Annotated in this window: 22 protein-coding genes; 11 read left to right on the plus strand and 11 right to left on the minus strand. The window is 71.0% G+C overall.

What is annotated here, in order from left to right; translation table 11 throughout:
• The first annotated feature begins 1 nt into the window (after nucleotide 1).
• Nucleotides 2–1,414, plus strand: a complete 1,413-nt coding sequence (locus tag EHO50_RS18330) for an RICIN domain-containing protein (protein ID WP_128431298.1) — start codon at nucleotides 2–4, stop codon at nucleotides 1,412–1,414.
• 7 nt (nucleotides 1,415–1,421) lie between these two features.
• On the opposite strand, the gene EHO50_RS18335 is transcribed toward EHO50_RS18330, so the two are convergent.
• Entirely contained in the window at nucleotides 1,422–3,086 is a 1,665-nt protein-coding gene (locus EHO50_RS18335; protein ID WP_128431209.1) for a rhamnogalacturonan lyase B N-terminal domain-containing protein, read from the minus strand.
• Between the two features lie 196 nt (nucleotides 3,087–3,282).
• Between EHO50_RS18335 and EHO50_RS18340 the strand changes: the two genes are divergently transcribed.
• Together EHO50_RS18340 and EHO50_RS18345 are read left to right on the plus strand one after the other, a co-directional pair.
• On the plus strand, nucleotides 3,283–4,344 hold the full coding sequence (locus EHO50_RS18340; protein WP_128431210.1) for a rhamnogalacturonan acetylesterase: 1,062 nt from the start codon (nucleotides 3,283–3,285) through the stop codon (nucleotides 4,342–4,344).
• Between the two features lie 69 nt (nucleotides 4,345–4,413).
• Nucleotides 4,414–6,126 (plus strand): DUF2264 domain-containing protein, encoded by a 1,713-nt coding sequence (locus EHO50_RS18345; RefSeq protein WP_128431211.1) that lies wholly within the window; start codon nucleotides 4,414–4,416, stop codon nucleotides 6,124–6,126.
• 97 nt (nucleotides 6,127–6,223) lie between these two features.
• Here EHO50_RS18345 and EHO50_RS18350 read toward each other — a convergent pair whose 3' ends face one another.
• Entirely contained in the window at nucleotides 6,224–7,636 is a 1,413-nt protein-coding gene (locus tag EHO50_RS18350; RefSeq protein WP_181449646.1) for a hypothetical protein, read from the minus strand.
• A 104-nt stretch (nucleotides 7,637–7,740) separates the two neighbouring features.
• Between EHO50_RS18350 and EHO50_RS18355 the strand changes: the two genes are divergently transcribed.
• The 4 genes from EHO50_RS18355 to EHO50_RS18370 all read left to right on the plus strand — a co-directional run bounded on the left by EHO50_RS18355 (nucleotide 7,741) and on the right by EHO50_RS18370 (nucleotide 10,547).
• Nucleotides 7,741–8,199: a hypothetical protein gene (locus EHO50_RS18355; RefSeq protein WP_128431212.1), complete on the plus strand. Its 459-nt coding sequence runs from the start codon at nucleotides 7,741–7,743 to the stop codon at nucleotides 8,197–8,199.
• 25 nt (nucleotides 8,200–8,224) lie between these two features.
• On the plus strand, nucleotides 8,225–9,001 hold the full coding sequence (locus EHO50_RS18360; protein WP_128431213.1) for an isocitrate lyase/PEP mutase family protein: 777 nt from the start codon (nucleotides 8,225–8,227) through the stop codon (nucleotides 8,999–9,001).
• A gap of 73 nt (nucleotides 9,002–9,074) precedes the next feature.
• A complete protein-coding gene (locus EHO50_RS18365; protein ID WP_128431214.1) occupies nucleotides 9,075–9,500 on the plus strand; it encodes an NUDIX hydrolase in 426 nt (141 codons plus the stop codon).
• Between the two features lie 174 nt (nucleotides 9,501–9,674).
• A complete protein-coding gene (locus EHO50_RS18370) occupies nucleotides 9,675–10,547 on the plus strand; it encodes a trypsin-like serine protease (protein ID WP_181449647.1) in 873 nt (290 codons plus the stop codon).
• A 97-nt stretch (nucleotides 10,548–10,644) separates the two neighbouring features.
• On the opposite strand, the gene EHO50_RS18375 is transcribed toward EHO50_RS18370, so the two are convergent.
• From EHO50_RS18375 to EHO50_RS18390, 4 genes are all read right to left on the minus strand, one after another.
• Entirely contained in the window at nucleotides 10,645–11,415 is a 771-nt protein-coding gene (locus tag EHO50_RS18375) for a hypothetical protein (protein ID WP_128431215.1), read from the minus strand.
• Between the two features lie 37 nt (nucleotides 11,416–11,452).
• On the minus strand, nucleotides 11,453–12,808 hold the full coding sequence (locus EHO50_RS18380; RefSeq protein WP_246101216.1) for a prenyltransferase/squalene oxidase repeat-containing protein: 1,356 nt from the start codon (nucleotides 12,806–12,808) through the stop codon (nucleotides 11,453–11,455).
• Between the two features lie 115 nt (nucleotides 12,809–12,923).
• Entirely contained in the window at nucleotides 12,924–13,526 is a 603-nt protein-coding gene (locus tag EHO50_RS18385; RefSeq protein ID WP_128431217.1) for a TetR-like C-terminal domain-containing protein, read from the minus strand.
• 71 nt (nucleotides 13,527–13,597) lie between these two features.
• Nucleotides 13,598–13,840: a hypothetical protein gene (locus EHO50_RS18390; RefSeq protein ID WP_128431218.1), complete on the minus strand. Its 243-nt coding sequence runs from the start codon at nucleotides 13,838–13,840 to the stop codon at nucleotides 13,598–13,600.
• 74 nt (nucleotides 13,841–13,914) lie between these two features.
• On the opposite strand from EHO50_RS18390, the gene EHO50_RS18395 reads away from it, so the two are divergent.
• Nucleotides 13,915–14,085 (plus strand): hypothetical protein, encoded by a 171-nt coding sequence (locus EHO50_RS18395; RefSeq protein WP_246101217.1) that lies wholly within the window; start codon nucleotides 13,915–13,917, stop codon nucleotides 14,083–14,085.
• 100 nt (nucleotides 14,086–14,185) lie between these two features.
• Nucleotides 14,186–15,106 (plus strand): aminoglycoside phosphotransferase family protein, encoded by a 921-nt coding sequence (locus EHO50_RS18400; RefSeq protein WP_128431219.1) that lies wholly within the window; start codon nucleotides 14,186–14,188, stop codon nucleotides 15,104–15,106.
• A gap of 63 nt (nucleotides 15,107–15,169) precedes the next feature.
• Here the strand turns inward: EHO50_RS18400 and EHO50_RS18405 are convergent, their stop codons facing one another.
• Together EHO50_RS18405 and EHO50_RS18410 are read right to left on the minus strand one after the other, a co-directional pair.
• On the minus strand, nucleotides 15,170–16,489 hold the full coding sequence (locus EHO50_RS18405; RefSeq protein WP_128431220.1) for a jacalin-like lectin: 1,320 nt from the start codon (nucleotides 16,487–16,489) through the stop codon (nucleotides 15,170–15,172).
• A gap of 145 nt (nucleotides 16,490–16,634) precedes the next feature.
• Nucleotides 16,635–16,802 carry an endo-1,4-beta-xylanase gene (locus tag EHO50_RS18410; protein WP_342786951.1) on the minus strand — a complete coding sequence of 56 codons (168 nt, stop codon included), beginning with the start codon at nucleotides 16,800–16,802 and terminating at the stop codon, nucleotides 16,635–16,637.
• Between the two features lie 114 nt (nucleotides 16,803–16,916).
• Here EHO50_RS18410 and EHO50_RS18415 point away from each other — a divergent pair, with 114 nt between their 5' ends.
• Both EHO50_RS18415 and EHO50_RS18420 read left to right on the plus strand, forming a co-directional pair.
• Nucleotides 16,917–18,191, plus strand: coding sequence for an MFS transporter (locus EHO50_RS18415; RefSeq protein WP_128431221.1), 1,275 nt, complete (start codon nucleotides 16,917–16,919; stop codon nucleotides 18,189–18,191).
• A gap of 140 nt (nucleotides 18,192–18,331) precedes the next feature.
• Entirely contained in the window at nucleotides 18,332–20,350 is a 2,019-nt protein-coding gene (locus tag EHO50_RS18420) for a DUF11 domain-containing protein (RefSeq protein WP_128431222.1), read from the plus strand.
• A gap of 72 nt (nucleotides 20,351–20,422) precedes the next feature.
• On the opposite strand, the gene EHO50_RS18425 is transcribed toward EHO50_RS18420, so the two are convergent.
• The 3 genes from EHO50_RS18425 to EHO50_RS18435 are packed head-to-tail and all read right to left on the minus strand — an operon-like array spanning nucleotide 20,423 to nucleotide 23,055.
• Nucleotides 20,423–21,223: an ABC transporter permease gene (locus EHO50_RS18425; RefSeq protein WP_128431301.1), complete on the minus strand. Its 801-nt coding sequence runs from the start codon at nucleotides 21,221–21,223 to the stop codon at nucleotides 20,423–20,425.
• A gap of 16 nt (nucleotides 21,224–21,239) precedes the next feature.
• A complete protein-coding gene (locus tag EHO50_RS18430; protein ID WP_128431223.1) occupies nucleotides 21,240–22,046 on the minus strand; it encodes an ABC-2 family transporter protein in 807 nt (268 codons plus the stop codon).
• A 1-nt stretch (nucleotide 22,047) separates the two neighbouring features.
• Nucleotides 22,048–23,055, minus strand: coding sequence for an ABC transporter ATP-binding protein (locus EHO50_RS18435; protein WP_128431224.1), 1,008 nt, complete (start codon nucleotides 23,053–23,055; stop codon nucleotides 22,048–22,050).
• Nucleotides 23,056–23,067 lie beyond the last annotated feature (12 nt).

Below are 23,067 nucleotides of genomic sequence, written 5' to 3' on the forward strand. Positions count from 1 at the left end.
GATGAGACGTGCGTACGCGGTTCTGCTCGCCCTCTGTCTGGCGCTGGCCGGCGCCCTGGCCACCGCCGGCCCCGCCCAGGCGGCAGCCCAGACCATCACCAACGGCACGCAGTTCACCGACACCTCGGGCAACCCCGTGCACGCGCACGGCGGCGGCGTCATCAAGGTCGGCTCCTACTACTACTGGTTCGGCGAGCACCGCAACGCCGACAACACCTTCCGGTACGTGGACGCCTACCGCTCCACCGACCTGAAGAACTGGGAGTTCAGGAACCACGTCCTGACCCAGTCGAGCGCCTCGGAGCTGGCCACCGCCAACATCGAGCGTCCGAAGGTCATGTACAACGCCTCCACCGGCAAGTTCGTGATGTGGATGCACAAGGAGAACGGCACCGACTACAGCGAGGCCCGCGCGGCCGTCGCCGTCTCCGACACCGTCGACGGCAACTACACCTGGCAGGGCAGCTTCCGCCCGCTCGGCCAGCACATGTCCCGCGACATCACGGTCTTCGTCGACACCGACGGCACCGGCTACATGGCCTCCGCCGCCCGCGAGAACTACGACCTGCAGATCTACCGCCTGACCAGCGACTACACGGGCATCGCGGCCCTGGTCGCGGACCCCTGGCACGGTGGCCACCGAGAGGCCCCCGCCCTGTTCAAGCGGAACGGCGTCTACTTCATGCTGACGTCGGGCGCCACCGGCTGGAACCCCAACCAGCAGCAGTACGCCACGGCCACCAGCATCGCCGGCCCCTGGACCGCGATGACGAACATCGGCGACTCCACGACGTACGGCTCGCAGACCGCGTACGTCCTTCCCGTGCAGGGCACTTCGACCACCTCGTACCTCTACCTGGGCGACCGCTGGGGCAACTCCTTCGGCGGCACCGTCAACGACTCCCGTTACGTCTGGCTGCCGCTGACCTTCCCCTCCTCGACCTCGATGTCCATGTCCTGGACCCCGGAGGTCACCATCGACACGGCCACCGGGTCGATCAGCGGGACGAGCGCCACGTACAACACGCTCGTCGCACGGCACAGCGGCAGGTGCGCCGACGTCACCAGCCAGTCGCTGTGGGCCGGCGCCCAGATCAAGCAGTACGACTGCAACGGCGGCAACAACCAGAAGTACTGGTTCAAGTCGGTGGGCAGCGGCTACTACCAGCTGATGGTCAGGAGCAGCTCCCTGTGCGTCCAGGAGAACGCGAACACGGTCACCCAGGAGAACTGCAACGCCTCCTCGACCAACCAGCAGTGGTCGCTCACCACCACCGGCTCCTACGTGAACGTCAAGTCCCGGGCGACCGGCGAGTGCCTGGACGTGAACGGGGCATCCACCGCCAACTCCGCCGCCGTCATCACGTACACGTGCAACGGCGGCACGAACCAGCAGTGGGCGCGCGGGACATGAGGTGTCGTCAGGCGAGCAGGTCGATCGCGTCGATCGCCGTGCCCGCGCTGAGATAGCCCGTCGTCCCCGAACCGCTCACCACGTCGATCTTCAGCACGTTGTACTGGCCGGTGTCCGTCAGCCAGGCGGACGCCGGCACGCTGTAGGTGAACGTGTGGTTGTTGCCCCGGTACGAACCGTTGGTCAGCGACCGGGTGTTCGGCTGGGTGGGCGGGGAGGGGATGGCGGACGTCCAGGCGCCGTTGACCGACACCTGGGGGCGTCCGTTGGCGTACGCCGTCGTCACCCCTATCCGCAGGGTGTGCGCGGCCGCCGCCTGCGCCGCCGTCAGCTTGAAGTACACGAGGATCCCGCTGTTGACGTCCTTCCAGAGGTAGCAAGGGAAGGACGCCGTCTCGTTGTTGCCGATCACCACGTTGCCGGTCCAGGAGGCCGCCCGGACGTCCGAGGGGTGCGCGTACGTCATCAGGTCGGCGTTCTTGAAGCCGCCCGGTGTGCCGTTCCAGTCGCCGATCCGCCAGATGGCGGTGGCGTTGCTCGGGTCGTTCGAGGACGGGATGGCGATGGTGTTGAGGGTGGTCGTGCCGCCGGCCGTGACGGACACCGAGGTCGTGTGGACGGCGAGTTCACCCTTGAAGACGGTGAGGGTGTACGTCCCCGGCAGCACACCCCCGATCGAGAAGTAGCCGTCCGACGACCGCGCCGAACCCCAGTACTGCGCAGCCGAGTTGGCGAGGCCCACCGTGTACGCGTACGCCGTGTTCCGCCCGGAGATCCCGACCCCGGCCACCTTGCCGCGCCCGCTCGCGCCGACGTACCCGGACATGCCGAGCGAGTCCGCCCACGACGTGGTGAGCGTGCCCGGGAACAGCGACGAGGAGGGTGCTCCGCCGTCCGTGAGGGCGATGACGTACGGGCCCTGGAGGCCGAAGCGCTGGGCCTCGGTCTGGTTCTGGCCGTAGTAAAGGATCTCGTACAGGCCACCGCCGTCCGCGCTCTGGTGCCGCAGCAGGGAGCGGTAGAACGGGCCGCCGGACGCCTTCTCGTGGTTGCTGCGCACGATCCACAGGCCGACGCTGCCGCTGGTCCAGCCGACGTAGTTGTAGTCCATCACCCGCAGCTTGGAGTAGTGCTTCGAGCGGGTCTGGCCGTCGGACTTCGCGAAGACGTCCGAGGCCTCGATGGTGCTGTTCGTGTACGTGTAGGAGTCGGGCTCGTCGTTGAGGAACAGGCCCTTCTTCACGCGCAGGATGTAGCGGGTCGCGGAGACCGACGTGTCGGCCTTGTTGGTCCACAGGTAGATGTTGTTCTCGCCGCTGCGGGCCGCGTAGTAGTGCCGCAGTGTGCCGTAGGCGACCGAGATCAGGATCGTCGTACCCGACTGCTTGATGGACACGGTGGAGCTGCCGAGGCCGGACTCGATGTGCGAGTTCATGCCGCCGTAGCCCTGGTACTCCGTGCCCCGGTAGACCAGCGAGGTCAGGTCGCCGTTGGTCTTGCTGACCTTGAAGACGAGGTTGGCGCCGGTGTCGACGACGTAGTTCGAGCCGTCGTCACTCCAGCCGAAGGCCGCGGCGGAGGCCGTGCCGCTCAGCGCGGCGGTGCCTGCCACGGCCGCGGTGCCGAGCACGAAGGTACGGCGGCGGACCGGTCTGGGGGTGGATCCGGACATGGGGGGTGCCTCCTTCGAGAGAGGTGTGGGGGTGGTGCGGGTGAGAGCGAGGGTGACAGTTGAATCAATTTCGCGAAAGGGCTTTCGCCGCTGAGAAGTTGGCAGTCTTGTGAAATCGAACCGAGGTCTAGAAAGCGCTTGCAGAAACGGGTACGGTCCAGCGCCAGGCCATGTCGTCCTGTGGAGGAGTCGACGAATGAGACGTTTCAACCGTGCCGCCCTGGCGGCGGTGACGCTGAGCACCGGCCTGTCGGTCCTGACGGCCGTACCGGCTCAGGCGCATGAGCCGTACGGCGCTCAGCGTCCCCTCGGCATCGAGAACTGCACCGCCACCGCCTGCCACTTCGACGTCCCGCCCGGCACGTACGACGTGAAGGTCCTCCTCGGCGGCGAGGCCGCGTCCAGCACGAGCGTCACCGGCGAGACGCGCCGCGCACTGCTCCCCGAGACGGTCGCCGCGGCCGGCGAGCGCGCCTCCCGCAGCTTCACCGTGAACGTCCGCACGCCCGAGGGCGAGCCGACGGGCCCCGCAGGGACCCCCGGCCTGGACCTGGTCCTCGGCGGCTCGGCGCCCGCGCTCGCCGACATCAAGGTCACCCCGGCCCGGCATGCCCGCCAGATCTTCCTCGTCGGCGACTCCACGGTCTGCGACCAGCCCGGCGACCCGTACTCCGGCTGGGGCCAGCAGCTGCCGCAGTACCTCCGCAAGGGCGTGTCCGTCGCCAACTACGCCGACTCCGGCGAGAGTACGGTCACCTACTTGGGGAACCCGCAGCTCTGGGCCACCGTCCAGCCGCAGATCCGCCGCGGCGACCTGGTCCTGATCCAGCTCGCCCACAACGACAAGACGACCGACGAGGCGACCTACCGCGCCAACCTGGAGACTCTGGTGGCAGGCGTGCGCGAGAAGGGCGGCGAGCCAGTCCTCGTCACCCCGATCGTGCGCCGCTGGTTCAACGCCGACGGCACGCTCAACAACGGCACGGCCCTGCTGGTGAACGGCCTCGGCGTGGACCACCCGGCCGTCATCCGCTCGATCGCCGCCGCCGAGGACGTCCCGCTGATCGACCTGACGGCGAAGACGAAGGCGCTGGTGGAGTCCCTGGGCGTCGAGGCCTCCAAGGCGCTGTACCTCTACAACGAGAAGCGGGACAACACCCACACCTCGGTGCACGGCGCCACGGTGTACGCGGGCCTGGTCCGCGATGAACTCGCCGCCCGGCATCTGGTGCTCGAGGGTCTGGTGCGGGTGGGATGAGCCCCTGGGGCGCTTCGACCGGAACCGGAGCGCCCCAGGTCTGAACCGAGTCGGCAAGAGAGAGAACCGATGCACCTGCCCCCCGACGACCGCACCCGCAGCCCGCGCACCGGCTACACCCGCGCCCACTGGGAGGCGGCCGCCGACGCCCTGCTCGCCGCGGTGGAGCCGTACGCCACCGAGGACCGCGCCCTGTACCACTTCCCCGGCGACCGCGAGAGCTGGTCGGGCCGCCTCTCCGACGGCCTGGAGGGCTATGCCCGCACGCTGCTCCTGGCGGCCTTCCGCCGGGACGAGACGGCGTTGGAGCGCTACGCCGACGGACTCGCGGCCGGTGTCTCGGGCGTCTGGCCCCGCATCGAGGACCGCAGCCAGCCCCTGGTCGAGGCGGCGTCGATCGCCCTCGCGCTGCGGCTGACGCGGCCACTGCTGTGGGACCGGCTGGACGACGGGGTGCGACAGCGGGCGGCGGCCTGGCTCGGCGACGCGGTGACGGCCGAAGCCTGGCCCTGCAACTGGGAGTTGTTCCCGGTGACGGTGGGCGGCTTCCTCCAAGAGATCGGCCACGAGGCCGAGGAGTCGCGCAAGGCGATCGACCGCGGACTGGAGCGCATCGAGGACTGGTACGTCGGCGGCGGCTGGTACACGGACGGCGACGGCCGGAAGTTCGACTACTACAACGGCTGGGCGATGCACCTGTACCCGGTGCTGCACGCCTGGCTGGCGCGGGACGAGCGGCTGCTGGAGCTGTACGGGGGCCGGCTCTCACGGCATCTGGAGGACTACGCCCGCCTGTTCGGCGCCGACGGCGCCCCCATGCACCAGGGCCGCTCCCTGACCTACCGTTTCGCGACCACGGCCCCGCTGTGGCTCGGCGCCCTGACGGGCCGTACGCCGCTCACGCCGGGAGAGACGAGGCGGCTGGCCTCCGGCGCGCTGAAGTACTTCCTTCAGCGGGGCGCGGTGGATGCCGACGGGCTGCTGACCCTCGGCTGGCACGGCCCCGACGAGGCCGTCCTGCAAGGCTATTCGGGCCCGGCGTCCCCGTACTGGGCGAGCAAGGCCTTCCTCGGCCTGCTCCTGCCGCCGGACCACGAGGTCTGGACGGCGCCGGAGGAACCCGCCCCGTCCGAGCGCACGAACGCGCTCACGGCGATCGCCGCCCCCAACTGGCTGCTGCAGTCCACGAGCTCGGACGGCCTGGTCCGCCTCCACAACCACGGCAGCGAGGACGTCCGCTACGACCCGTACTACACGCGCCTCGCCTACTCGACGGTGACGGCGCCTTCGTCGTCGTACGACAACAGCGTGATCGTCGGTGACGATCCGAGCCGTACCGACATCGTGCCGCTGGGGGTGGGGGAGGGCTGGGCGGCTTCCCGGCACTCGGTCGGCGACGGGATCCGGGTCGGCAGTGTGGTGCTGGCCGAGGGTGCGGTGGAGGTGCGCATCCATCAGGTCGTGGGCGCGGCTCCCGGGACGGCGGTGCGGGTGACGGGGTGGGCGGCGGGGGAGGGCGTCAAGGCCCAACTCGTGCCTGTGTACGGCCTGTTGAGCGACTCCGAGCCGACGGGCCTGACGGGAGTGACGGGGGACGGTCCCACCGTGTTCGTCGCTCTCGCCCGCCTCACCGCCGAGCCGGACCCCGTGCCGCTTCAGGAGCTGGTGGCCGTACAGGTGGCGGAGTCGGGCGAGATCCACGTCCGCTGGAGCGCGGGGCGCGAGGTGCGGGTCCGGTTGGATGAGCTGGATGAGAACGGGGTGGGCGTCACGCTCTCCTGAGCCTGCCGGGTCGGTTGTGAGTGGTGGCCGGCAGCATGGTGATCACGAGCCGGATCATCTCGCCGACCAGCAGCGCATCCTCGGCATGCTTGGACTCTCAGGGCGTGAGGCGCGCGATCCGAAGTGTCGTGGAGGTGGGGGACGCGCCCGTCAGCGGCGCTGCGTACGACGGTGTGACCGGGGCGTACGCCCAGGTCAGGGTGCCGTCCTTCTGGACCGCGATGTCGCCGGTGATCCGGCTGCCGACGACCTTCGTGGCGCTTACGAACTTGCCGTGCCAGTCGATGAGCCGGAAGGACGTGCCCGCGAAGGTGCCGGTGCAGGTGCCGTTCGCGCATTTGGCGTTCTTCAGGGACTCCCAGGACAGCAGGAGGCGGTCCTTGCCGTACGGGGCGATATGGACGTTGACGTGCTCGACGTCCTTGGTGTTGGACAGCTGGGTCGCCTTGCCCGCCGGGGTGCTGCGGTTCTTGAGGAAGGCGACCGCCACCTGGTGCGTACTGGTCTTCGGCTTGACCGTCCAGCCGCGGCCGCTCGAGTCGTCCGGGTTCTTCGCGGCCGACGCGGCGCCACGGGAGGCGAAGGCGGTGGCGTAGCGACCGGTGGCCGACTTCACGATGTCTCCGGTACGGCCCGCGAACGTGCCGCCGCAGTACCCCGCCCAGCACTGCTCGCGCTGCACGACCGGGGCGTTGTCGGGCGCGCCGATCCCCGTCGACACGAACAGCCCCGAGCGCCAGTCGTCGAAGCAGAGGGAGGCGAAGGCGCCGGTCTTCTCGGCATGCAGGGCGATGCCCTCGTTGTGGCTGCATCCCCAGCTCCAGCCGCCGCTGAGCTTGGCACCCTTGGCGCCGACGTACGACAGCTTGTCGCCGAAGTGTCCGTCGGCGAAGCCGCCCGCGCCGTGCACGACGAAGTACGCGCCGTACTTGGTGCCGTTCCAGGTGAGCCGGCCGTCGAGGGTCGGTGCCGTGTCGTTGGAGGAGGTGCCGGTCAGCTTGGTGCGGAAGGTCTGCTTGCCGTTGGCGTAGCGGATCAACGCGGCCGCCGTCTCCTTCCACTTGTTGGTGTCCGCGACCCGGGTCAGCAGCGCGAAGCCGTCGTTGTGCGCGACGAGGCCGCCGACCTCCTTGGTGCCCTTGACGATCGTGTCCGCGCCCGAGCGCTTGCCGGCGGCGGTCAGCGGCGTGACGTGGATGCCGTCCGAGGCGGGCCAGGCCACCCGCAGGGTGCCGTTCGGGGCCACCGCCGTCGCCGTGCGCGTCCACTCACGGGTGTTGTTGTAACCGGCCGACAGGTAGGGGAACTTGGCGGGCAGGTTCACCGTGGTGGTCGTGGGAGAAAGGCTGGGGGCGGCCGTGGGGGCGGCGCCGGCGGTGGCGTACCAGGCTCCCACCAGGGCGGCGGTGGCGGCGAGGCCCGCGATGAGGGGCTTGCGGGCGGCGTGGGCCCGACGATGCCTGGGCGCGCCGGACACGGGGGCGGACGTCGTGCGTCTTGCGGAAGTCATGTATCCCGGTCGCCGCCCGGGCCGGGAAAGTTGCTGAAGTTTCACAGATTGGGGGCCGGATCACTTCGGCCGGCACCGAAACGACGTGCGCCTAGCGTTCGGGCATGACCGAAACCGCCCGTCAGACCCCCGCGGACGCCGTCACCGCCATGGTCGACCACGTCCTCACCCTGGCCGCGACCTGGCCGAACTGGGACGGCAAGCCCGCCCACGTCGACGACCGCGTCCACACCCCGCACAAGGCCATCCGCCGCGTCGCCGACCACCTCATAGACCACCTCGCCGAACTGGAAGCCCGTCTGGCCGGCGAGGAGCCCCAGCCCGACCACTGGCACGCCTCCGCCATCACCACCGAAGCGGACCTCGCCCCCTTCACCCCGCAGGACCTGGACGAGGCCCGCAGCCGGCTGACCCGCCTCGCCCGCGTCTGGGCGAACCGGCTGGACGCCCTCGGCGAAGAGCAGCTCGACGACTCGCCCGGCGAAGGCTGGAGCTTCCGCGAACTCGCCCGCCACCTGGAGGGATCGACGTACTACGCCGACGCCGTAGGAGACCTGTCGTAACCGCTGCCGTCCCGGAGGACCTCTCATGACCGCGTTCGCCGACCTCCACCACGGTGACGAGCCCCTGCTGCTCCCCAACGCCTGGGACCACGCCTCGGCCAGGGCGCTCGCCGCCGAAGGCTTTCCCGCGATCGGCACGACGAGCCTCGGTGTCGCCGCGGCCGCCGGCCTGCCCGACGGGACCTCGGCCACCCGTGACGAGACACTCGGGCTCGCCCTCGACCTCGGCTCGGATCCGTATCTCGTCTCCGTGGACGCGGAGGACGGCTACAGCGAAGACCCCGATCAGGTGGGGGAGTTCGCCCGGGAACTGGCGGCGGTCGGAGCCGTCGGCATCAACCTGGAGGACCGGCTCGGATCCACCGCGCTGCACGCCGCGAAGATCGCCGCGGTCAAGTCGGCGGCCCCCGGCCTCTTCCTCAACGCCCGCACCGACACGTACTGGCTGGGCGACGGAGAGGAGACCCTCGAACGCCTCGACGCCTATCAGCAGGCAGGCGCCGACGGCGTGTTCGTGCCAGGGCTCACCGACCCCCGACAGATCGCCGCCCTGGTGAAACACCTCGACGTTCCCCTCAACATCCTCTACACCCCGAACGGCCCCACCGTCCCCCACCTCGCCGACCTCGGCGTCCGCCGCGTCAGTCTCGGCTCGCTGCTCTACCGGCGGGCACTCGGCGCGGCGCTGGAAGCGGTCGTGGACATCAGGGAGGGGCGGACACCGCAGGGGGCCGTCCCCTCGTACGGTGCCGTGGACGCGCTCAGCCGCCGGGGCGACCTGCCTCACAGCTACGGGCCGTAGCTTCCTGTTAGCCTTGACTCTTTCCCGGGTATCAGACCCTTTGGACTCATCACCGGCGAGAGACCGAGGAACCATGACCATGGACATCCCCGGCGACAGGCGACTGGCGGCCGCCGTCGTGATGGACGACAAGCAGCGGGTGCTTCTGGTGCGCCGCAGCGAGAAGGAACGGTTCCTGCCGCGGGTGTGGGGTGTCCCCTGCGGAAAGCTGGAGCCCGGCGAGAGTCCCGAGGACGGCGCCCTGCGCGAGCTGAAGGAAGAGACCGGACTGCTGGGCGAAGTCGTCCGCAAGGTCGGCGAGTCGTCCTTCCTCAGCGACTACCGAGGGCACGAGATCAAGAACTGGCAGGAGAACTTCCTCGTCAGGCCGTTGACTGCGAGCGTCACCCTCCCCGAGCCGGATCAGGACGCGCGGTGGCTCGGCCGGTCCGAGCTGACCAGCGTGGACGTCGACGCGTACAACCTCGACATCGTGCACCAGGCCTTCACCGAGTCCTGAGCCCGTAGGGGCACTTCCGCGTTGCGAGCTGATCGCACGGGGAGCGCACAGGGAACACATAGGGAAAACCCTGGAGGAGCGGGCACGCTCTTGTCGCCGCCGCCTCCAGACGTTTCACTTGGCGCACCCCCCCACAGGAGAACACCCAGCTCACCTGCAGAAGGGTCAGTTCTTTTGTCAGCCATACGCGCCACCGCCGTCACCGCGGCTGCCTGTGCGGCCGTGCTCGCCACGGCGCTGCCGTCCTCGGCCATCAACTCGTACAACGCGACGCCCGCCCCCGAACGCACCGAGGTCGGCGCGCTAGTGGCCACCTGGGACAACGACGGCGATCCCGCGACCCCGGACCGGGTCGACTGGGTCTGCTCCGGCACCATGATCGACGCGGACACCTTCCTGACCGCCGCGCACTGCACCACCGACTGGCCCGACAACGTGAAGTTCTACGTGTCACTGGACCAGGACGTGCAGGCCGGCCTCGACGCCGCCGCCAAGAAGTACCCCGGCGACCCGGCCGCCCAGGCGAGGGCCGTCGCCGTACAGGGCACCGCTCACAGTCACCCCGACTTCCCGGGGCCCGCGTCGGACACCCACGACATCTCGGTGATCGAGCTGCCCGGCACGTTGGTCAAGGCCCGCTGGACCTTCACCCCGGCCACCCTGCCCGCCGCGAACCAGCTCGGCAAGCTCGGACCGCAGGGCCTGAACGCCACCGACTGGTTCGTCGCCGGATACGGCACCCAGGAGGCCGCCAACGGCCCCGGCGGGCAGACCCACCCCGGCGGTGGCGTCCGGTTGAAGGCGCCCGTCACCTTCAACGCCCTCAACGACTCCTGGGCACGCCTTGCCATGACCGCGCCGCAGGGCAACGGCGGTGCCTGCTACGGCGACTCGGGCGGCCCCAACTTCGCGGTGATCGGCGGCAAGAACGTCCTGGCCGCCACCACGATCACCGGGGACACCCCGTGCTACGCGACGAACGTGACGTACCGCCTGGACACTCCGGGCGCCCGAGCCTTCCTGTCGCCGTTCGTGAAACTCCCGTAACCCGTGCCGACCCCGCCGCCCGGCGCACAGAGCCGCCGGGCGGCGGGGTACCGCAAGGCGTCGCAAGGCCCGTCACAAGCGCTTCCCAAGGCACCCGTCACAAGGCCCTGAGCCGTTCCCCCAGATCCCTCAACGCCTCCAGATAGCCCCGCACATCCAGCGGCACCTTCGCCACCGCGCCCGGATGCGGGCCCGCCGCCGTGAACACATCGGTGTGTCGCCGCCGCCCCGTGCCCGTCTCCAGGAACAGCGTCACCGTCGGCGCGTCCGTGTCGCACCAGGCCCGGTGCAGAGTGTGCGCGGGCAGGGCGTACGAACTGCCCGCCGCGTACTGCCCCACATGCGTCAGCCGAAGACGCGCCGCACCGGCCGGCTCCAGCACCCAGTCCGCCGACCGCTCCGCCAGCGACTCCTCGTACCGAACCGCCGCGATACCGCCGACTCCGGCATCGGTGTCACCGGCGTCACCGGCGTGATCGCCGCCCTCGCCGCAGACCTCGTACAACTCCATGGCCAGTCGGCCCCGCACGACATAGGAGGCCAGTGGCGAACGGTGGTTGTGGATGTCCTCCTCGCCGACCCCGCCCGCGCCCGGATGCCACACGTGCGCGCGCAGCATGTGACGCGGGCCGCCGTCGATCAGCAGCAGCTTGTCGAAGCCCAGGACATGGCGGTACGACAGCCGCGCGCAGCCCTCGGGATCGCCCTCCCCGGAGGCGAGTTCGTCGATCAGCTCGGGCAGTCGGTCGGGGGAGCCGAGTTCGGCGACAACGGAGCGGGCGGCGGACGCCAGCCGGTGCTCGGGCAGTTCACCGTCCAGTGCCCCGGCCAGCAGCCGCCGCGTCGCCAGGACCTGCCGACCGCCCATGCACTCATCCTCCAACGACCGCTCGTGACATCCGAGTTCAGCCACCCGGCTGATACATCCATACGGCATGCGCGCGCAGCGTCGAAAGACCTTGATAGGTCATCCACATGGGCCGCCGCAGCTCGGTGCTGTCACCCCGCCCCCAGAACCAGACGCCGTCCGTCTGCCCCGCCCACACCGCGGCGACGGCCCCGTCCAGCCGTACCCGCCACTGCTCCTCCAGGCCGTCGGCGCGGGCGATCTCCACGGCGCCGGGCGAGAGCAGGGCACGTGCCACCCAGGACGCGGTGAAGTGCCGTACGTTCAGCACCTCGTGGCGCGAGGGGTCGTCCGTGCGCGGTCGGCGTACCTCCTCGTGCAGGTTCCTCAGATCCGCGCAGGTGTCGTGCGAGGCCTCCGGGCAGGTCAGCAGCCAGCGGACGCCGTCCTCACGGGCGGCGCGCGCACCGGCGTTCTCCCCGAGGACCCGGGCGGCCCGGTCGAGGGCGACGACGGCCTGCGCGGTGTGCAGCGGCGACGGCCAGCCGTGCGGGGGGTCGAGGCGGTAGCCCCAGCAGCGCAGATGATCGCGGCGCGGGTCGCTGATCGCGCCGTCCGCGAGGGCATCGCGCAGCACGGGCAGGACCTCGCAGCGGGGCGCGGCACGCAGCAGCCCGCGCAGCACGGTCGTCACGACATGGGTCGACTCCCGCCCGGCACGGTCGAGTTGACGCGTGAACGCGCTGGTGCACCGGTCCACCTCCGCGGCCAGCCGCTCGGCGGAGCCGCCCGCCCGGGCCAGCGCGCCCAGCACCAGCGCGGTGACCTCCGGACGCGCCTCGGACCCCTGCGAGCGCGCCGACCAGCCGCCTTCCGGGAGCCGCAGCCGCCACAGCGTGTCCACCAGGTCGCCGGTGTTCAGCCGTCCTTCGGGCACGCCCAGGTCGAGCATCATGTGCAGGCCGTACGCGGTGCCGACGGGGGTGGGGCGGGAGGGCGAGTCCTCGCCGAGGGAGTGCGGCCAGCCGGTGAGCCGTCCGAGCTCCGGGTCGTCCACGACGGACACCTGGTCGACGAGGCTGTCGTAGGCGGAGGCGAAGGCCTGGGGGAGCGGACCGGGCGCCCCCGGCGCCATCGCAGCGGGTCCTACGGCGGTGCCCGGTGCCCGCCCACCGGCTGCCGCCCGGGCCCGCAGCAGCGCCGCCGCCAGCCAGGCCGCCACGGAGGTGCCGAGTCCGCTGATGCCGGCGATCAGATAGCGGGCGGCCGAAGCTTCGATGGAGCCGGGCAGCACACTGAACAGGAACTGGAACACGCCGTACCCGGCGGCCACACACCCGAGGCCACCGAGCCAGCCGACGAAACGCGCTGGGGGCGAGCTGTCCGGGGTCTCCTCGTCGGGAGCGGGAGGCACGGGACGGGTCTGCCGGAGCCTCAGGGGGCCGCGTCCGAGCTGTTGTTGGGACAAGACACGCTCCCTCCCCCGTGGCGGCGGCGTGTGACCTCCGCGAAGCTTCCAGTCTAAGTGGTCAGGGTGACAACTGGGGCGGCTGCCGGTCGTGCTCGCCGCGTGGCCAGTTCACGAGCGCCACGTGCAGGGCCTCGACGGCGCGCTCCCAGGACTTGCGTACCTCCCGGGGTGCGCCGAAGGCGCCGGTGGACTCCAGGGCGCAGTAGCCGTGGAAGGTACTGCGCAGCAGGCGGACGGCGTCGGTGAGGTCGGGTTCCTCGAGGCCGTAGGCGCGGAGCATGCCGTAGGTGATCTCGGCGGTACGGCGCATGGCGGGGGAGTCGGCGACGAGGGTCTGGTCGACCTGGATCTGGGTGGCGGCGTATCGGCCCGGGTGCTCAAGGGCGTACTCCCGATAGGCGTCCGCGAAGGCGGCGAGCGCGTCCTTGCCGGCGCGTCCGGCGACGGCGGCGGCGATCCGGTCGATCATCTCGCCGCCGGCCAGCAGCGCGACCCGTGTCCGCAGGTCCTGGAGATTCCTGACGTGCGAGTACAGGCTCGCGTCCTTCACCCCGAACTGGCGGGCCAGCGCGGACAGGCTGACCTTCTCGAACCCGACCTCGTCGGCGAGATCGGCCGCCGCCGCGGCGAGGCGGTCGGCGGTGAGTCCTGCGCGGGCCATGGGGTGGGTGACCTCCGGATACGTGACCTGGCCTGGGGCCCCTAGAGCTTCTAGGGGGCATCCTAGTGAGGTCAGTCTCGCGCGAGGACGACGGTGGGTGGCCGGCCGGTGAGGTGGGTGATGTCCCGGCCGGCGTCGGGGCCGAGTTCACGCGCCTTCGACCGGGGCAGGTTGTCGCCGTCCACCTCACGGGGGTTAACGCCGTCACCCTGCTCGGCATACCCGCCGTCTGCGTCCTCGCCGCGCTCGGTGCGCCTGGGCGTGGGCCTGCCGTTCGCCCGGCCCCAACGGGTGCTGGTCGTCGGGGAGTTCATGGAGAGCTACGCCGACGTGGTCGCAGCTGACTGGCCGACGCTGACCACGTTGGCGCCGCGCGCCGCTTACGCCCGTGCGGCCCGGGCTGCCGACGCCGGACGGCATCCCGCTGGGCATGGCGGGCTACCACCTGGTGGTCCCGCGCATGACGGCCGCCGTGGACATCACCCTGCCCGCCTGTATGACGGACGTCTGGGAGGCCCCGGCACTGGCCGCACTTGCTGCGGAGCGAGTGAGCGAGTGAGCGAGTGAGCGAGTGAACAGGTGAGCGGTGTGGCGGGCGATGCCGTCGATCGGCGGCCGTGCAGGGGCGATCGGCGGCTCCCTGACTACCGTTGCTCCGCATGACCACCACAGAGATCGAAATCACCGCGGAGCTGGTCCGGGACCTCCTGCACGACCAACACCCCGACCTCGCCGACCGCCCCGTGAAGCTCGGCGCGCGGGGCTGGGACAACCAGCTGTGGCGGCTCGGCGACGACCTCGCCGTCCGGTTGCCCTGGGCGACGCAGACCGCGGACGTGCTCCTGCTGAAGGAGCACGCCTGGCTCCCCGCCCTCGCCCCGCACCTGCCGCTTCCGGTCCCGGTCCCGCAGCGCCTCGGCGAGCCCTCCGACCGGTTTCCGCGGCCCTGGATCGTCACCACCTGGGTGCCGGGCGAGCCTGCCGACCGGGCGCCCGCCACGCGCGCCGCGGAGGCGGCCGACACCCTGGCCGCCTTCCTGACTGCTCTTCACCGCCCCGCCCCCGACGGGGCTCCGGCCGGCCGCGGCCGCGGGGGGCCGCTGGCCGACCACGCCGAGGGGGTCGCCAAAGGCTTGGCCTCGGCCACCGAGATGGGGCTGATCCCCGACCCGGACGCCGTCCGCGCGGTCTGGGAGGACGCCGCCGCCGCGCCCGAGTGGACGGGCCCCGCTCTGTGGCTCCACGGCGACCTGCACCCGGCCAACATCCTCACCGCGGACGGCACCTTCTGCGGCGTGATCGACTTCGGCGAGCTCTGTGCGGGCGATCCGGCCTGCGATCTCGCCGCCCCTTGGGTCTTGCTGCCGGACGGCGCCGCCGACCGCTTCCACGCCGCCTACCAGCCGACCCCGGACGCCGCGACCCTGCGCCGCGCCCGAGGCTGGGCGGTGATGCGCGCCCTCGGCGGCATCCTCATCGGAGAGGCGGGTGTTCGAGGCCGACCCGGAGGCAAGCCCACCTGGGGCCCTCCCGGCCAGGCCGCACTGCGACGCCTCACCGCGGCGGCGAGCAGCCGCTGAGAGGCTGCTTGCAGCTCGGCCAGGTTCTCTCCGGCGAGGGACGAACAGGGGTGGTGCCGGTGATCACCGTATCGGCGCGTACAGCACCCCCAGCTTGTCGATCTCGTCGCCGGCCCGCCCCGTGAACCCGACGATCTGCCAACCGGACGGTGCCGTGAAGGTCTTGGTGTCCGAAGTCGCCGTACCGGCGGAGAGGCCGCGGCCCTTGTCCGTCGTGAAGGCCGCCGAGAAGATCCGGGTACGGCCGTCCTTCTGGCCCTGCGTCAGCTTTACGGCGGTGAGGTGCTCGCCGGAAGCCAGGGTCAGGGACGTCGCCGTGCCTCCCGTGCCGCCGTGGGTGAGGGCGGTGCCGCCGTCGTGCGTCAGGGACACCGCGTCCAGGCGGGATCCGCCGCGCAGGGTAAGAGTGCGGGGCGCGGGCGTGGCCGGCAGGTCGTCGGCGTCGTTGAAGGCCGTGCCGTGCGGACCGCCGATGAAGTCGCCGGCTCTCAAAGAGGAGTTGAGGGTGTAGGAGAAGTCGACCGTGTGCGGGAAGTGGTCGGAGAGGTTGCCGCCCGCGGAGTCCAGGAACGACGCCCACTCGTTGTTGTAGCGGGTGGCGTCGAGCGTCAGGAGTTTGCTGCCGCGGTAGAGGACCTTGTCGACGACCTCGCAGCCGTTCGGCGGAGCCGTCGTCGGGCACAGCAGCGCGTCCGCGCCCTGCGTCGGCCGGACGCCGCCCTTGACCAGCTGCACCCACGCGTCCGTCAGGCCGTTCTCGTCGGCGAGGGTGCGGATGTTGTCGCCGCTGCGGGTGTACCGGGTGTTGGTGTCACCCATGACGATGACCGCGTTGCCGGACGAGTTCGCCTGGATGAAGTCCGACAGCTGCTCGACGTTGGAGCGGCGGGCGGCCAGCGCGTCCTCCGTGGCGTCGGCGTTGGTGTGGACGTTGTAGAGGTCCACGAAGACTCCCTCGGCGAGGCGGACCCGGGCGAGCGAGAAGCCCTTGGGGGTCAGGCAGTTGGTGCCCGTGCAGTCCTTCCACTTCACCCGCTCGAAGTCCTCGAAGGCGTAGTCCGAGAGGGTGTTGAGGCCGTCGCCGAAGGGCACGCCGCCGCTGGTGGCGGTGCGGTGGGGGTGGTTGTCGCCCGCGTACAGGGCCGCGTGGTAGTTGAAGTCCTCCTGGACGTTCACGATGTCGTACGCCGCCAGCCGCGGCGAGATCAACGGGGTGTTCTTCTCCGGGTTGCCGGAGCTCAGGCCTTCCGGAAGGCCCGCGACGTTGTACGTCAGGGCGTTGAAGGTGCCGGTGGTGGCGGCCACCGCGGAGGTCGAGCCGGTGGTGGCGAGGCCGGTGAGGGCCAGGGCCGCGGCCGCGAGCGTGCCGATCAGTCTTCTCATGGTGGGGGCGTCTCCGATGGGTGACGAAGAAGATGAGCGCTGTTCAGGTTCGATGGCAACCAGGGTGACGCACAAGGGCGGTTGGGGAAACAGTGAGGGACGTGACGATGCGCCACATCCGGGGCACGCGGCCGTACCCCCCTGTTCAGGCCGCCGGATTGAGCCCGTTCGACAGCCCCGTGTAGGCAGGCTTCGCCCCGTAGCTCTCGTTGTACGGCAGTGCTGCCCCGTACCCGCCGAATGTCCCCGGCACCCACGAGTGCTTGTCGGTCAGGCCCCAGACGGTGACGCCGGCGCAGCGTGGGACGCCCAGGCAGTTTTCGCCGGCTGTCTAGGTGGGGGCGGGGGTGCGGGGCGCGGGGGCGCTGTTCATGGGTTGCCGCCAACGCCCTTAAAGTTGCCGTGGTTTCGGGTCGACGGGGTGCGGATGACGTACGAGGAGACACGGTGTGGGAGCGGACCCGGCAGTGGGACGCCGTCGGGTTCGCCGAGCGGACCCGCCCGCCCGCTGTGGCGGCAGCGGGACTTCGGGATCTTCTGGGCCGCGCAGACCCTCTCCGTCCTCGGTGACTCCTTCGCTCTGATCGCCCTGCCCCTTCTGGTGCTCCAGGCGACCGGCTCGCTCGCCCGTATGGGCCTGCTGACGGCGGTCGGCGGGGCGGCTGCGGTGGTCGCGGCGGTGTTCGCCGGGGCCGTCGTGGACCGCGTCGACCGGCGCAGGCTGCTCATCGGCTGCGACCTGGTGCGCATGGCGCTGTACGCACTGGTGCCGTCGGTATGGCTGTTCGGGCCGCAGATCTGGTTGCTCTACCTCGTCCTGCCGCTGTGCGAGGCCGTCGGCATGCTCTTCGCCGTCGGCTATGTCACCGTCGTCCGCGGCCTGGTCGGCACCGAGCAGCTCACCGAGGCCAACGGCCGGCTGAACGCCACCGCCGCCGCGGCCGGCGTGCTCGGGCCGCTGTGCGCCGGCCTGGTCGCCGCCTGGTCCGGCCCCGCCACGGCAGTCGGCGTGGACGCGGGAAGCTTCGGGGTCTCCGCCGCTTGTCTGGCCTTCGTACGGCTCCGGGGACGGCCGGCGAAGCCCGCTGAGCGGACGGGACTGTGGCGGGACCTGCGCACCGGGATCGCCTTCCTCCACGGGCACCCGGTGCTACGCGCGCTGACGGCCCTGCTGTTCGTCTTCAGCTTCCTCACCCTCGGCCTGAACGACCTGGTCATCTACCACCTCAAGCACGACCTCGGCCACGACGACGGCACGGTGGGCACCGTCATGGCCGTCGGCGCGCTCGGCACCATCACCGGCGCCCTGCTGGTGGCCCGCGTTCGCCGCCGGCTCGGCTTCGGAGCGACCTGGACCGGCGCGGTCGCGGTGTGCGGGCTGTCCTTCGCCGGGCTCGGCTGGGCCCGGGACGTCCCCGCCGTCGCGGCCCTGAGCGCGGCCTTCCTGGCCTGCGCCGGCATGGCGGGCACCTGCTCCATGTCGCTGCGTCAGGAGGTGACCCCGGAGCCGCTGCTGGGCCGGGTCACCTCCGCCTTCTGGACCTTGCAGTACGCGGCGGCCCCGGTCGGCGCGGCCGTCCTCACCTGGGCCGCGGAACACCACGGCACGGCCCCGGTCGGCCTGGTGGCGGGCGGGTGCTGCGTACTGATCGCCGTGGCCGCGCTCTGCACGCCGATACGGCGGTCGGGCCGACGCCCCTGACCGGCGTCCCGGACGGCCCGGCACCCGGCCGTCACTATCGTCGGACCGGTCACCCCGCAGGGTGGAACTCTGCGACCCAGTAAGCCGATTCGCCGGCCAGCCGTCGCGCCGTGGCGCGGGCGCATCAGGAGTCTGGCAGCATGCCCATCCTTCCCTCCCTGCGGGGATCTCTGCGCGCCGTGACCGCCCTGGTCGCGGCGCTGGCGTTCGTCGTCGCCGTGCCGCACGGCGCGTTCGCCGCACCCGGTGACCTGGACCCCACGTTCGGCAACGACGGAAAGGTCAGCATCACCACCGACACCTTCGCCGAGGGCCAGGAGGTGGCCATCCAGCCCGACGGCAGGATCATCTCGGTCGGGTGGGAGCAGGACCCGGAGTACCTCGACTCCGAGTTCGCCCTCACGCGGCACAACTCCGACGGGAGCGTCGACACCTCCTTCGGCGGCGGCGACGGCGAGGTGCTGACCGACTTCGAGAACGGCGAGGACGTGGCCCAGGGGGTCGCGGTCCAGCCCGACGGGAAGATCGTCGTGGTCGGCCGCCACCAGGAGACCGACGACGAGTTCGCGGGCTGCTGCTGGTTCACGGTGGCCCGCTACAACGCCGACGGCAGCGTCGACACCGCCTTCGGCGGCGGCGACGGCTGGGTCAGCCCCGGCCTGGCCGGCGGGGCCGAGGACGCGGCCGGCGTCGCGGTGCAGCCCGACGGGAAGATCGTCGCCGGAGCCCGGGCCGGCGGCTCGTTCGCGGTCGTGCGGTACCTGCCCGACGGGAGCCCGGACGGCGCCTTCGGGGGCGGTGACGGCGTGACCATCACCTCGTTCCCCGACGTGGGCGGCGCCGTCGCGCAGGACATGGCACTCCAGCCCGACGGGAAGATCGTCCTGGTCGGCTACTCGGGCGAGACCAACTTCGACTTCGCTCTGGCCCGCTACAACTCCGACGGAAGCCTGGACACCACCTTCAGCGGCGACGGCCGGGTCACCACGGACCTGGGCGGATACAACTGGGGCGAGACCGTGGTCGTGCAGTCGACCGGCAAGATCGTCGCCTCCGGATCCAGCGGCGGCCGCTTCACGCTCGTGCGCTACAACGTCGACGGCAGCCGCGACAGCGGCTTCGGCACCGGCGGTGTCGCGACCGCGGACTTCGGCAGCACAGTCGGCGTGTACGACCTGGCGCTCCAGCCCGACGACCGGATCGTCGCCGGCGGTGGCGGGGCGGTCGGCGACTTCGCGCTCGCCCGCTTCAACGCCGACGGCAGCCTCGACACCGGGTTCGGCACGGGCGGCCGCACCACCACCGACTTCGGCACCGGCGATCGTGTGAACAGCCTCGCCCTCCAGTCCGACGGCAAGATCGTCGCCTTCGGCAGCAACAGCGACGGCCTGCGCGCCCTGGCCCGCTACCTCGGCGGCGTCGGCACCCCGCCGCCGCCCCCGCCGCCGCCCGTCGAGGTCGACCTGTCGGTCGCCAAGTCCGGCCCCGGCACCGTCAGCATCGGCGACCGAGCCACCTACACCCTGACGGTCACCAACAACAGCGCCACGACCGCGGCCACCGGCGTCAGCCTCACCGACACGGTCACCGGCCCCGCCGCCACCGTCGTCTCGGCCACCCCGGATCAGGGCACCTGTACCACCTCCGCCACCGGAGCGACCTGCGCCCTCGGCACCCTCGCCACCGGCGCGAGCACGATCGTCAGGGTCGTCGTCGAACCCAGGGCAACCGGCACCCTCACCGAGCGGGCCACCGTGAGCGCCACCCCGACCGACCCGGCCACCGGCAACAACACCGCCACGGTCACCACCACGGTCAACAACTCCCGCCTGTGCACCCGCATCGGCACCAGCGGCAACGACACCATGACCGGCACCAGCGGCACCGACATCATCTGCGGCCTCGGCGGCGACGACACGATCAACGCCGGTGCCGGCAACGACACGGTGTACGGCAACTTCGGCAACGACCGCGCCGATGGCGGCCTGAACAACGACACCCTCAACGGCGGCCCCGGCAACGACAACCTGATCGGCAACTACGGCAACGACAGCCTCAACACCGTCGACAACGTCTCCGGCAACGACACCGCCAACGGCGGCCCGGGCACAGACACCTGCACGACGGACACCGGGGACACACGGATCAGCTGTCCGTAGCCCCGACGGTCCGACCTCCCCACGCGACACCCGAGCGCCACCCGGCACAGCACGCCGGGTGGCGCTCGGCCGTCATCCGTTCACGCCGGTGTAGTGCTTCAGGCTCCACCGCCACACCAGTCGCGCCGCCAGATACCCGGCGATCCCGAGCAGCGGAGACGCCGCCGCCAGCCAGTACGGCACCCCGATGTCCTGGTCGTGGCCGGTCAGGACGGCCGTGGGGAGGTAGGCGACGAACGCGAGCGGAAGGGCGTACGTCAGGAAGCCGCCCACCGCTCGGGGGAGCACGTTCAGCGGATAGCTGCCGAACGTGCCGAGCAGTTCCTCCAGCCAGCGGCTCCAGTAGTCGGCGGCCGGGAAGCGCAGGCAGGCACTGGCCACCACCGTGAACAGGGCCGCCTCCAGCAGCATGCCGCCGATGATCGCGGCGACCAGATACGAGACCCGGCCCGTCGTCCAGTCCAGGTCGCTGCGGCTGAGCGCGCCCACCATCAGGCCTGCCGCGACCAGCAGGTCACCGATCGCGTTGGTCGGGAAGAAGGCGAGCTGGACCTGGCGGTGCACCGGCATCGGGCGCAGGAGATAGACATCGATCTTCCCCTCCTGGATCTGCCGGCCGATGAAGTGCATACGCCCCAGCAGGAGCACGAACAACCCGTGCGCGAGCATCCGGATCGCCGGGATCAGCAGCACGTCCGAGCTGTCCCAGCCGCCCATCCCGGTGAACCGCGCCAGCAGCACCGTGGCGAACACGATCACCGACACCTGCCAGATCGCGCCGATCGCGATCATCAGCAGAAACTCGGTGCGGTACTCCATCGAGGCACGGATGTTGAGCAGGGTGATGCGCCACACGATGCGCAGGGATTTCATGGTCTTCTGCGACACATCAGCCTCCCTGCGAGATCACGCGCCGCGCGGCCCGCCGCCACACCCACCGGGTGAACAGCGCCAGCACGACGACCCAGGCGGCCTGAACGGCCAACTGCACCCCCGCGTCCGACAGTTCGATCCGGCCGACGTAGATCGACAGCGGCACGCTCAGCGTCGCCTGGAACGGCAGGAAGCCGCTCAGGGTGATGAACCAGTCCGGGAAGAACCACAGCGGGGCGTAGACCCCGGACAGCAGGTTCTGCGCGAAGATCAGGATCAGCATCGCGGAGTTGTTGCGGATGGTGAAGAAGCACAGCTGGTCGAGGACGAGCATCACGTAGTACAGGACCCACTGGCCGAGCAGCATGCTCACCACGAACACCCCTGCCACGGCCGCCGACTCGGGGGGCTCCACGACGCCCGCGGCGAGGCAGACCACGTATCCGCCGAGGGCCCACACCAGCCCGTACAGCTGCTCGCCGAGGGCGCGCAGGGCGTAGTAGCGCTGGGGTGGCAGCGGGCGCAGGTACCAGTAGACGATCGTGCCGAAGTGCATGTGCTGCAGCACCATGTCCCGGCCCGCGGACTGGTCCAACTCCCGTAGTCGGGAGGCGAGTACGGCCAGGACGGCGTACGTGACCGCCTGGTCGCGGCCCAGTCCGGCGGTGGTGCCGGTGTTCGCGTACAGGCCGCGCCACAGCGACGCCACCAGGACCACCTGTACGGTCAGCCGGAGCAGGACGGCGGTCATCCGGGGCGGCGTGTGCAGCTCGCCGAGCGGGGTGACGCGGGCGGCGCGCCAGCCGTGCAGTACGGCTGCCATCTCAGGCTCCTTCTGCGATGGACTCGGCGTGCACGTACGCGGCCCGCATCACGTCCTCGAGGTCCGCCTCGTCGAGGGCGAGGTCCGTCACCTCGTACCGCTCGATGACCTGCTTCAGGGCCTGGTGCACGGTCGGTGCGTCGGGGCCGTCCGGGCCGAAGACCGCCTGTGGGCCCTCGTGCCGCAGCAGCGCGATGCCCGGCAGGGAGCCGACCTCGGTGTGCGGGTCGGCGAGTGTCACCCGCACCTGCCAGGTCGAGCCGAACTTGCGGCGGATCTCGTCGAGGGTGCCGTCCAGGACGAGCCGCCCGTGGTTGATCAGGACGACCCGCTCGGCGAGCCGCTCGACCTCCGTCATGTCATGGGTGGTGAGCAGGACCGTACGGCCGCGCTCCTCCACCTGGTGCCGCAGGAACTCCCGCACCTGCTCCTTCACCACCACGTCCATGCCGATGGTCGGCTCGTCGAGGAAGACCACCGGCGGGTCGTGCAGCAGGGCGGCGGCCAGATCGGAGCGGACGCGCTGGCCGAGGGAGAGATGGCGGACCCGGGTGTCCCAGAAGGAGGAGAGGTCGAGGAGCTCGTCGAACTCCTTCAGCCGCGCCGCGTGTTCGGCCTTCGGCACCTCGTAGATGTCCCGCAGGATCGCGAACGACTCGCGCACCGGGAGGTCCCACCACAGCTGGGTGCGCTGCCCGAACACCGTGCCGATGTTACGGGCGTTGCGCTCACGCTCCTCGTACGGCACCACGCCCGCGACCCGGGCCTCGCCCGCGGTGGGCGTGAGGATCCCGGTGAGCATCTTGATGGTGGTGGACTTGCCGGCGCCGTTCGGGCCGAGCAGGGCGAGGAGTTCGCCGGCGGCGACGGAGAAGCTCACGTCGCAGACGGCGTGCTTGGCGACCTTCTGCGGGTTGACCAGTGAGCGGAGTGCGCCCGCGAAACCGGGGCGGCGGACGGTGGTGTGGAAGGTTCGGGACAGACCGCGAACCTCGATATTGCCATTCAAGTGCATCAACTC

The sequence above is a fragment of the Streptomyces cyaneus genome (assembly GCF_004028635.1).
GTDB lineage: Bacteria > Actinomycetota > Actinomycetes > Streptomycetales > Streptomycetaceae > Streptomyces > Streptomyces cyaneus.

What these genes read in the sequence shown, in the direction of transcription:
- EHO50_RS18340 (WP_128431210.1), top strand. Translation starts at nt 3,283, where the DNA reads ATGAGACGTTTCAACCGTGCCGCCCTGGCGGCGGTGACGCTGAGCACC.
- EHO50_RS18365 (WP_128431214.1), top strand. Translation starts at nt 9,075, where the DNA reads ATGACCATGGACATCCCCGGCGACAGGCGACTGGCGGCCGCCGTCGTG.
- EHO50_RS18375 (WP_128431215.1), bottom strand. Translation starts at nt 11,415, where the DNA reads ATGGGCGGTCGGCAGGTCCTGGCGACGCGGCGGCTGCTGGCCGGGGCA.
- EHO50_RS18425 (WP_128431301.1), bottom strand. Translation starts at nt 21,223, where the DNA reads ATGAAATCCCTGCGCATCGTGTGGCGCATCACCCTGCTCAACATCCGT.
- EHO50_RS18385 (WP_128431217.1), bottom strand. Translation starts at nt 13,526, where the DNA reads ATGGCCCGCGCAGGACTCACCGCCGACCGCCTCGCCGCGGCGGCGGCC.
- EHO50_RS18430 (WP_128431223.1), bottom strand. Translation starts at nt 22,046, where the DNA reads ATGGCAGCCGTACTGCACGGCTGGCGCGCCGCCCGCGTCACCCCGCTC.
- EHO50_RS18415 (WP_128431221.1), top strand. Translation starts at nt 16,917, where the DNA reads ATGACGTACGAGGAGACACGGTGTGGGAGCGGACCCGGCAGTGGGACG.
- EHO50_RS18420 (WP_128431222.1), top strand. Translation starts at nt 18,332, where the DNA reads ATGCCCATCCTTCCCTCCCTGCGGGGATCTCTGCGCGCCGTGACCGCC.
- EHO50_RS18405 (WP_128431220.1), bottom strand. Translation starts at nt 16,489, where the DNA reads ATGAGAAGACTGATCGGCACGCTCGCGGCCGCGGCCCTGGCCCTCACC.
- EHO50_RS18345 (WP_128431211.1), top strand. Translation starts at nt 4,414, where the DNA reads ATGCACCTGCCCCCCGACGACCGCACCCGCAGCCCGCGCACCGGCTAC.
- EHO50_RS18350 (WP_181449646.1), bottom strand. Translation starts at nt 7,636, where the DNA reads ATGACTTCCGCAAGACGCACGACGTCCGCCCCCGTGTCCGGCGCGCCC.
- EHO50_RS18335 (WP_128431209.1), bottom strand. Translation starts at nt 3,086, where the DNA reads ATGTCCGGATCCACCCCCAGACCGGTCCGCCGCCGTACCTTCGTGCTC.
- EHO50_RS18390 (WP_128431218.1), bottom strand. Translation starts at nt 13,840, where the DNA reads ATGAACTCCCCGACGACCAGCACCCGTTGGGGCCGGGCGAACGGCAGG.
- EHO50_RS18400 (WP_128431219.1), top strand. Translation starts at nt 14,186, where the DNA reads ATGACCACCACAGAGATCGAAATCACCGCGGAGCTGGTCCGGGACCTC.
- EHO50_RS18355 (WP_128431212.1), top strand. Translation starts at nt 7,741, where the DNA reads ATGACCGAAACCGCCCGTCAGACCCCCGCGGACGCCGTCACCGCCATG.
- EHO50_RS18330 (WP_128431298.1), top strand. Translation starts at nt 2, where the DNA reads ATGAGACGTGCGTACGCGGTTCTGCTCGCCCTCTGTCTGGCGCTGGCC.
- EHO50_RS18360 (WP_128431213.1), top strand. Translation starts at nt 8,225, where the DNA reads ATGACCGCGTTCGCCGACCTCCACCACGGTGACGAGCCCCTGCTGCTC.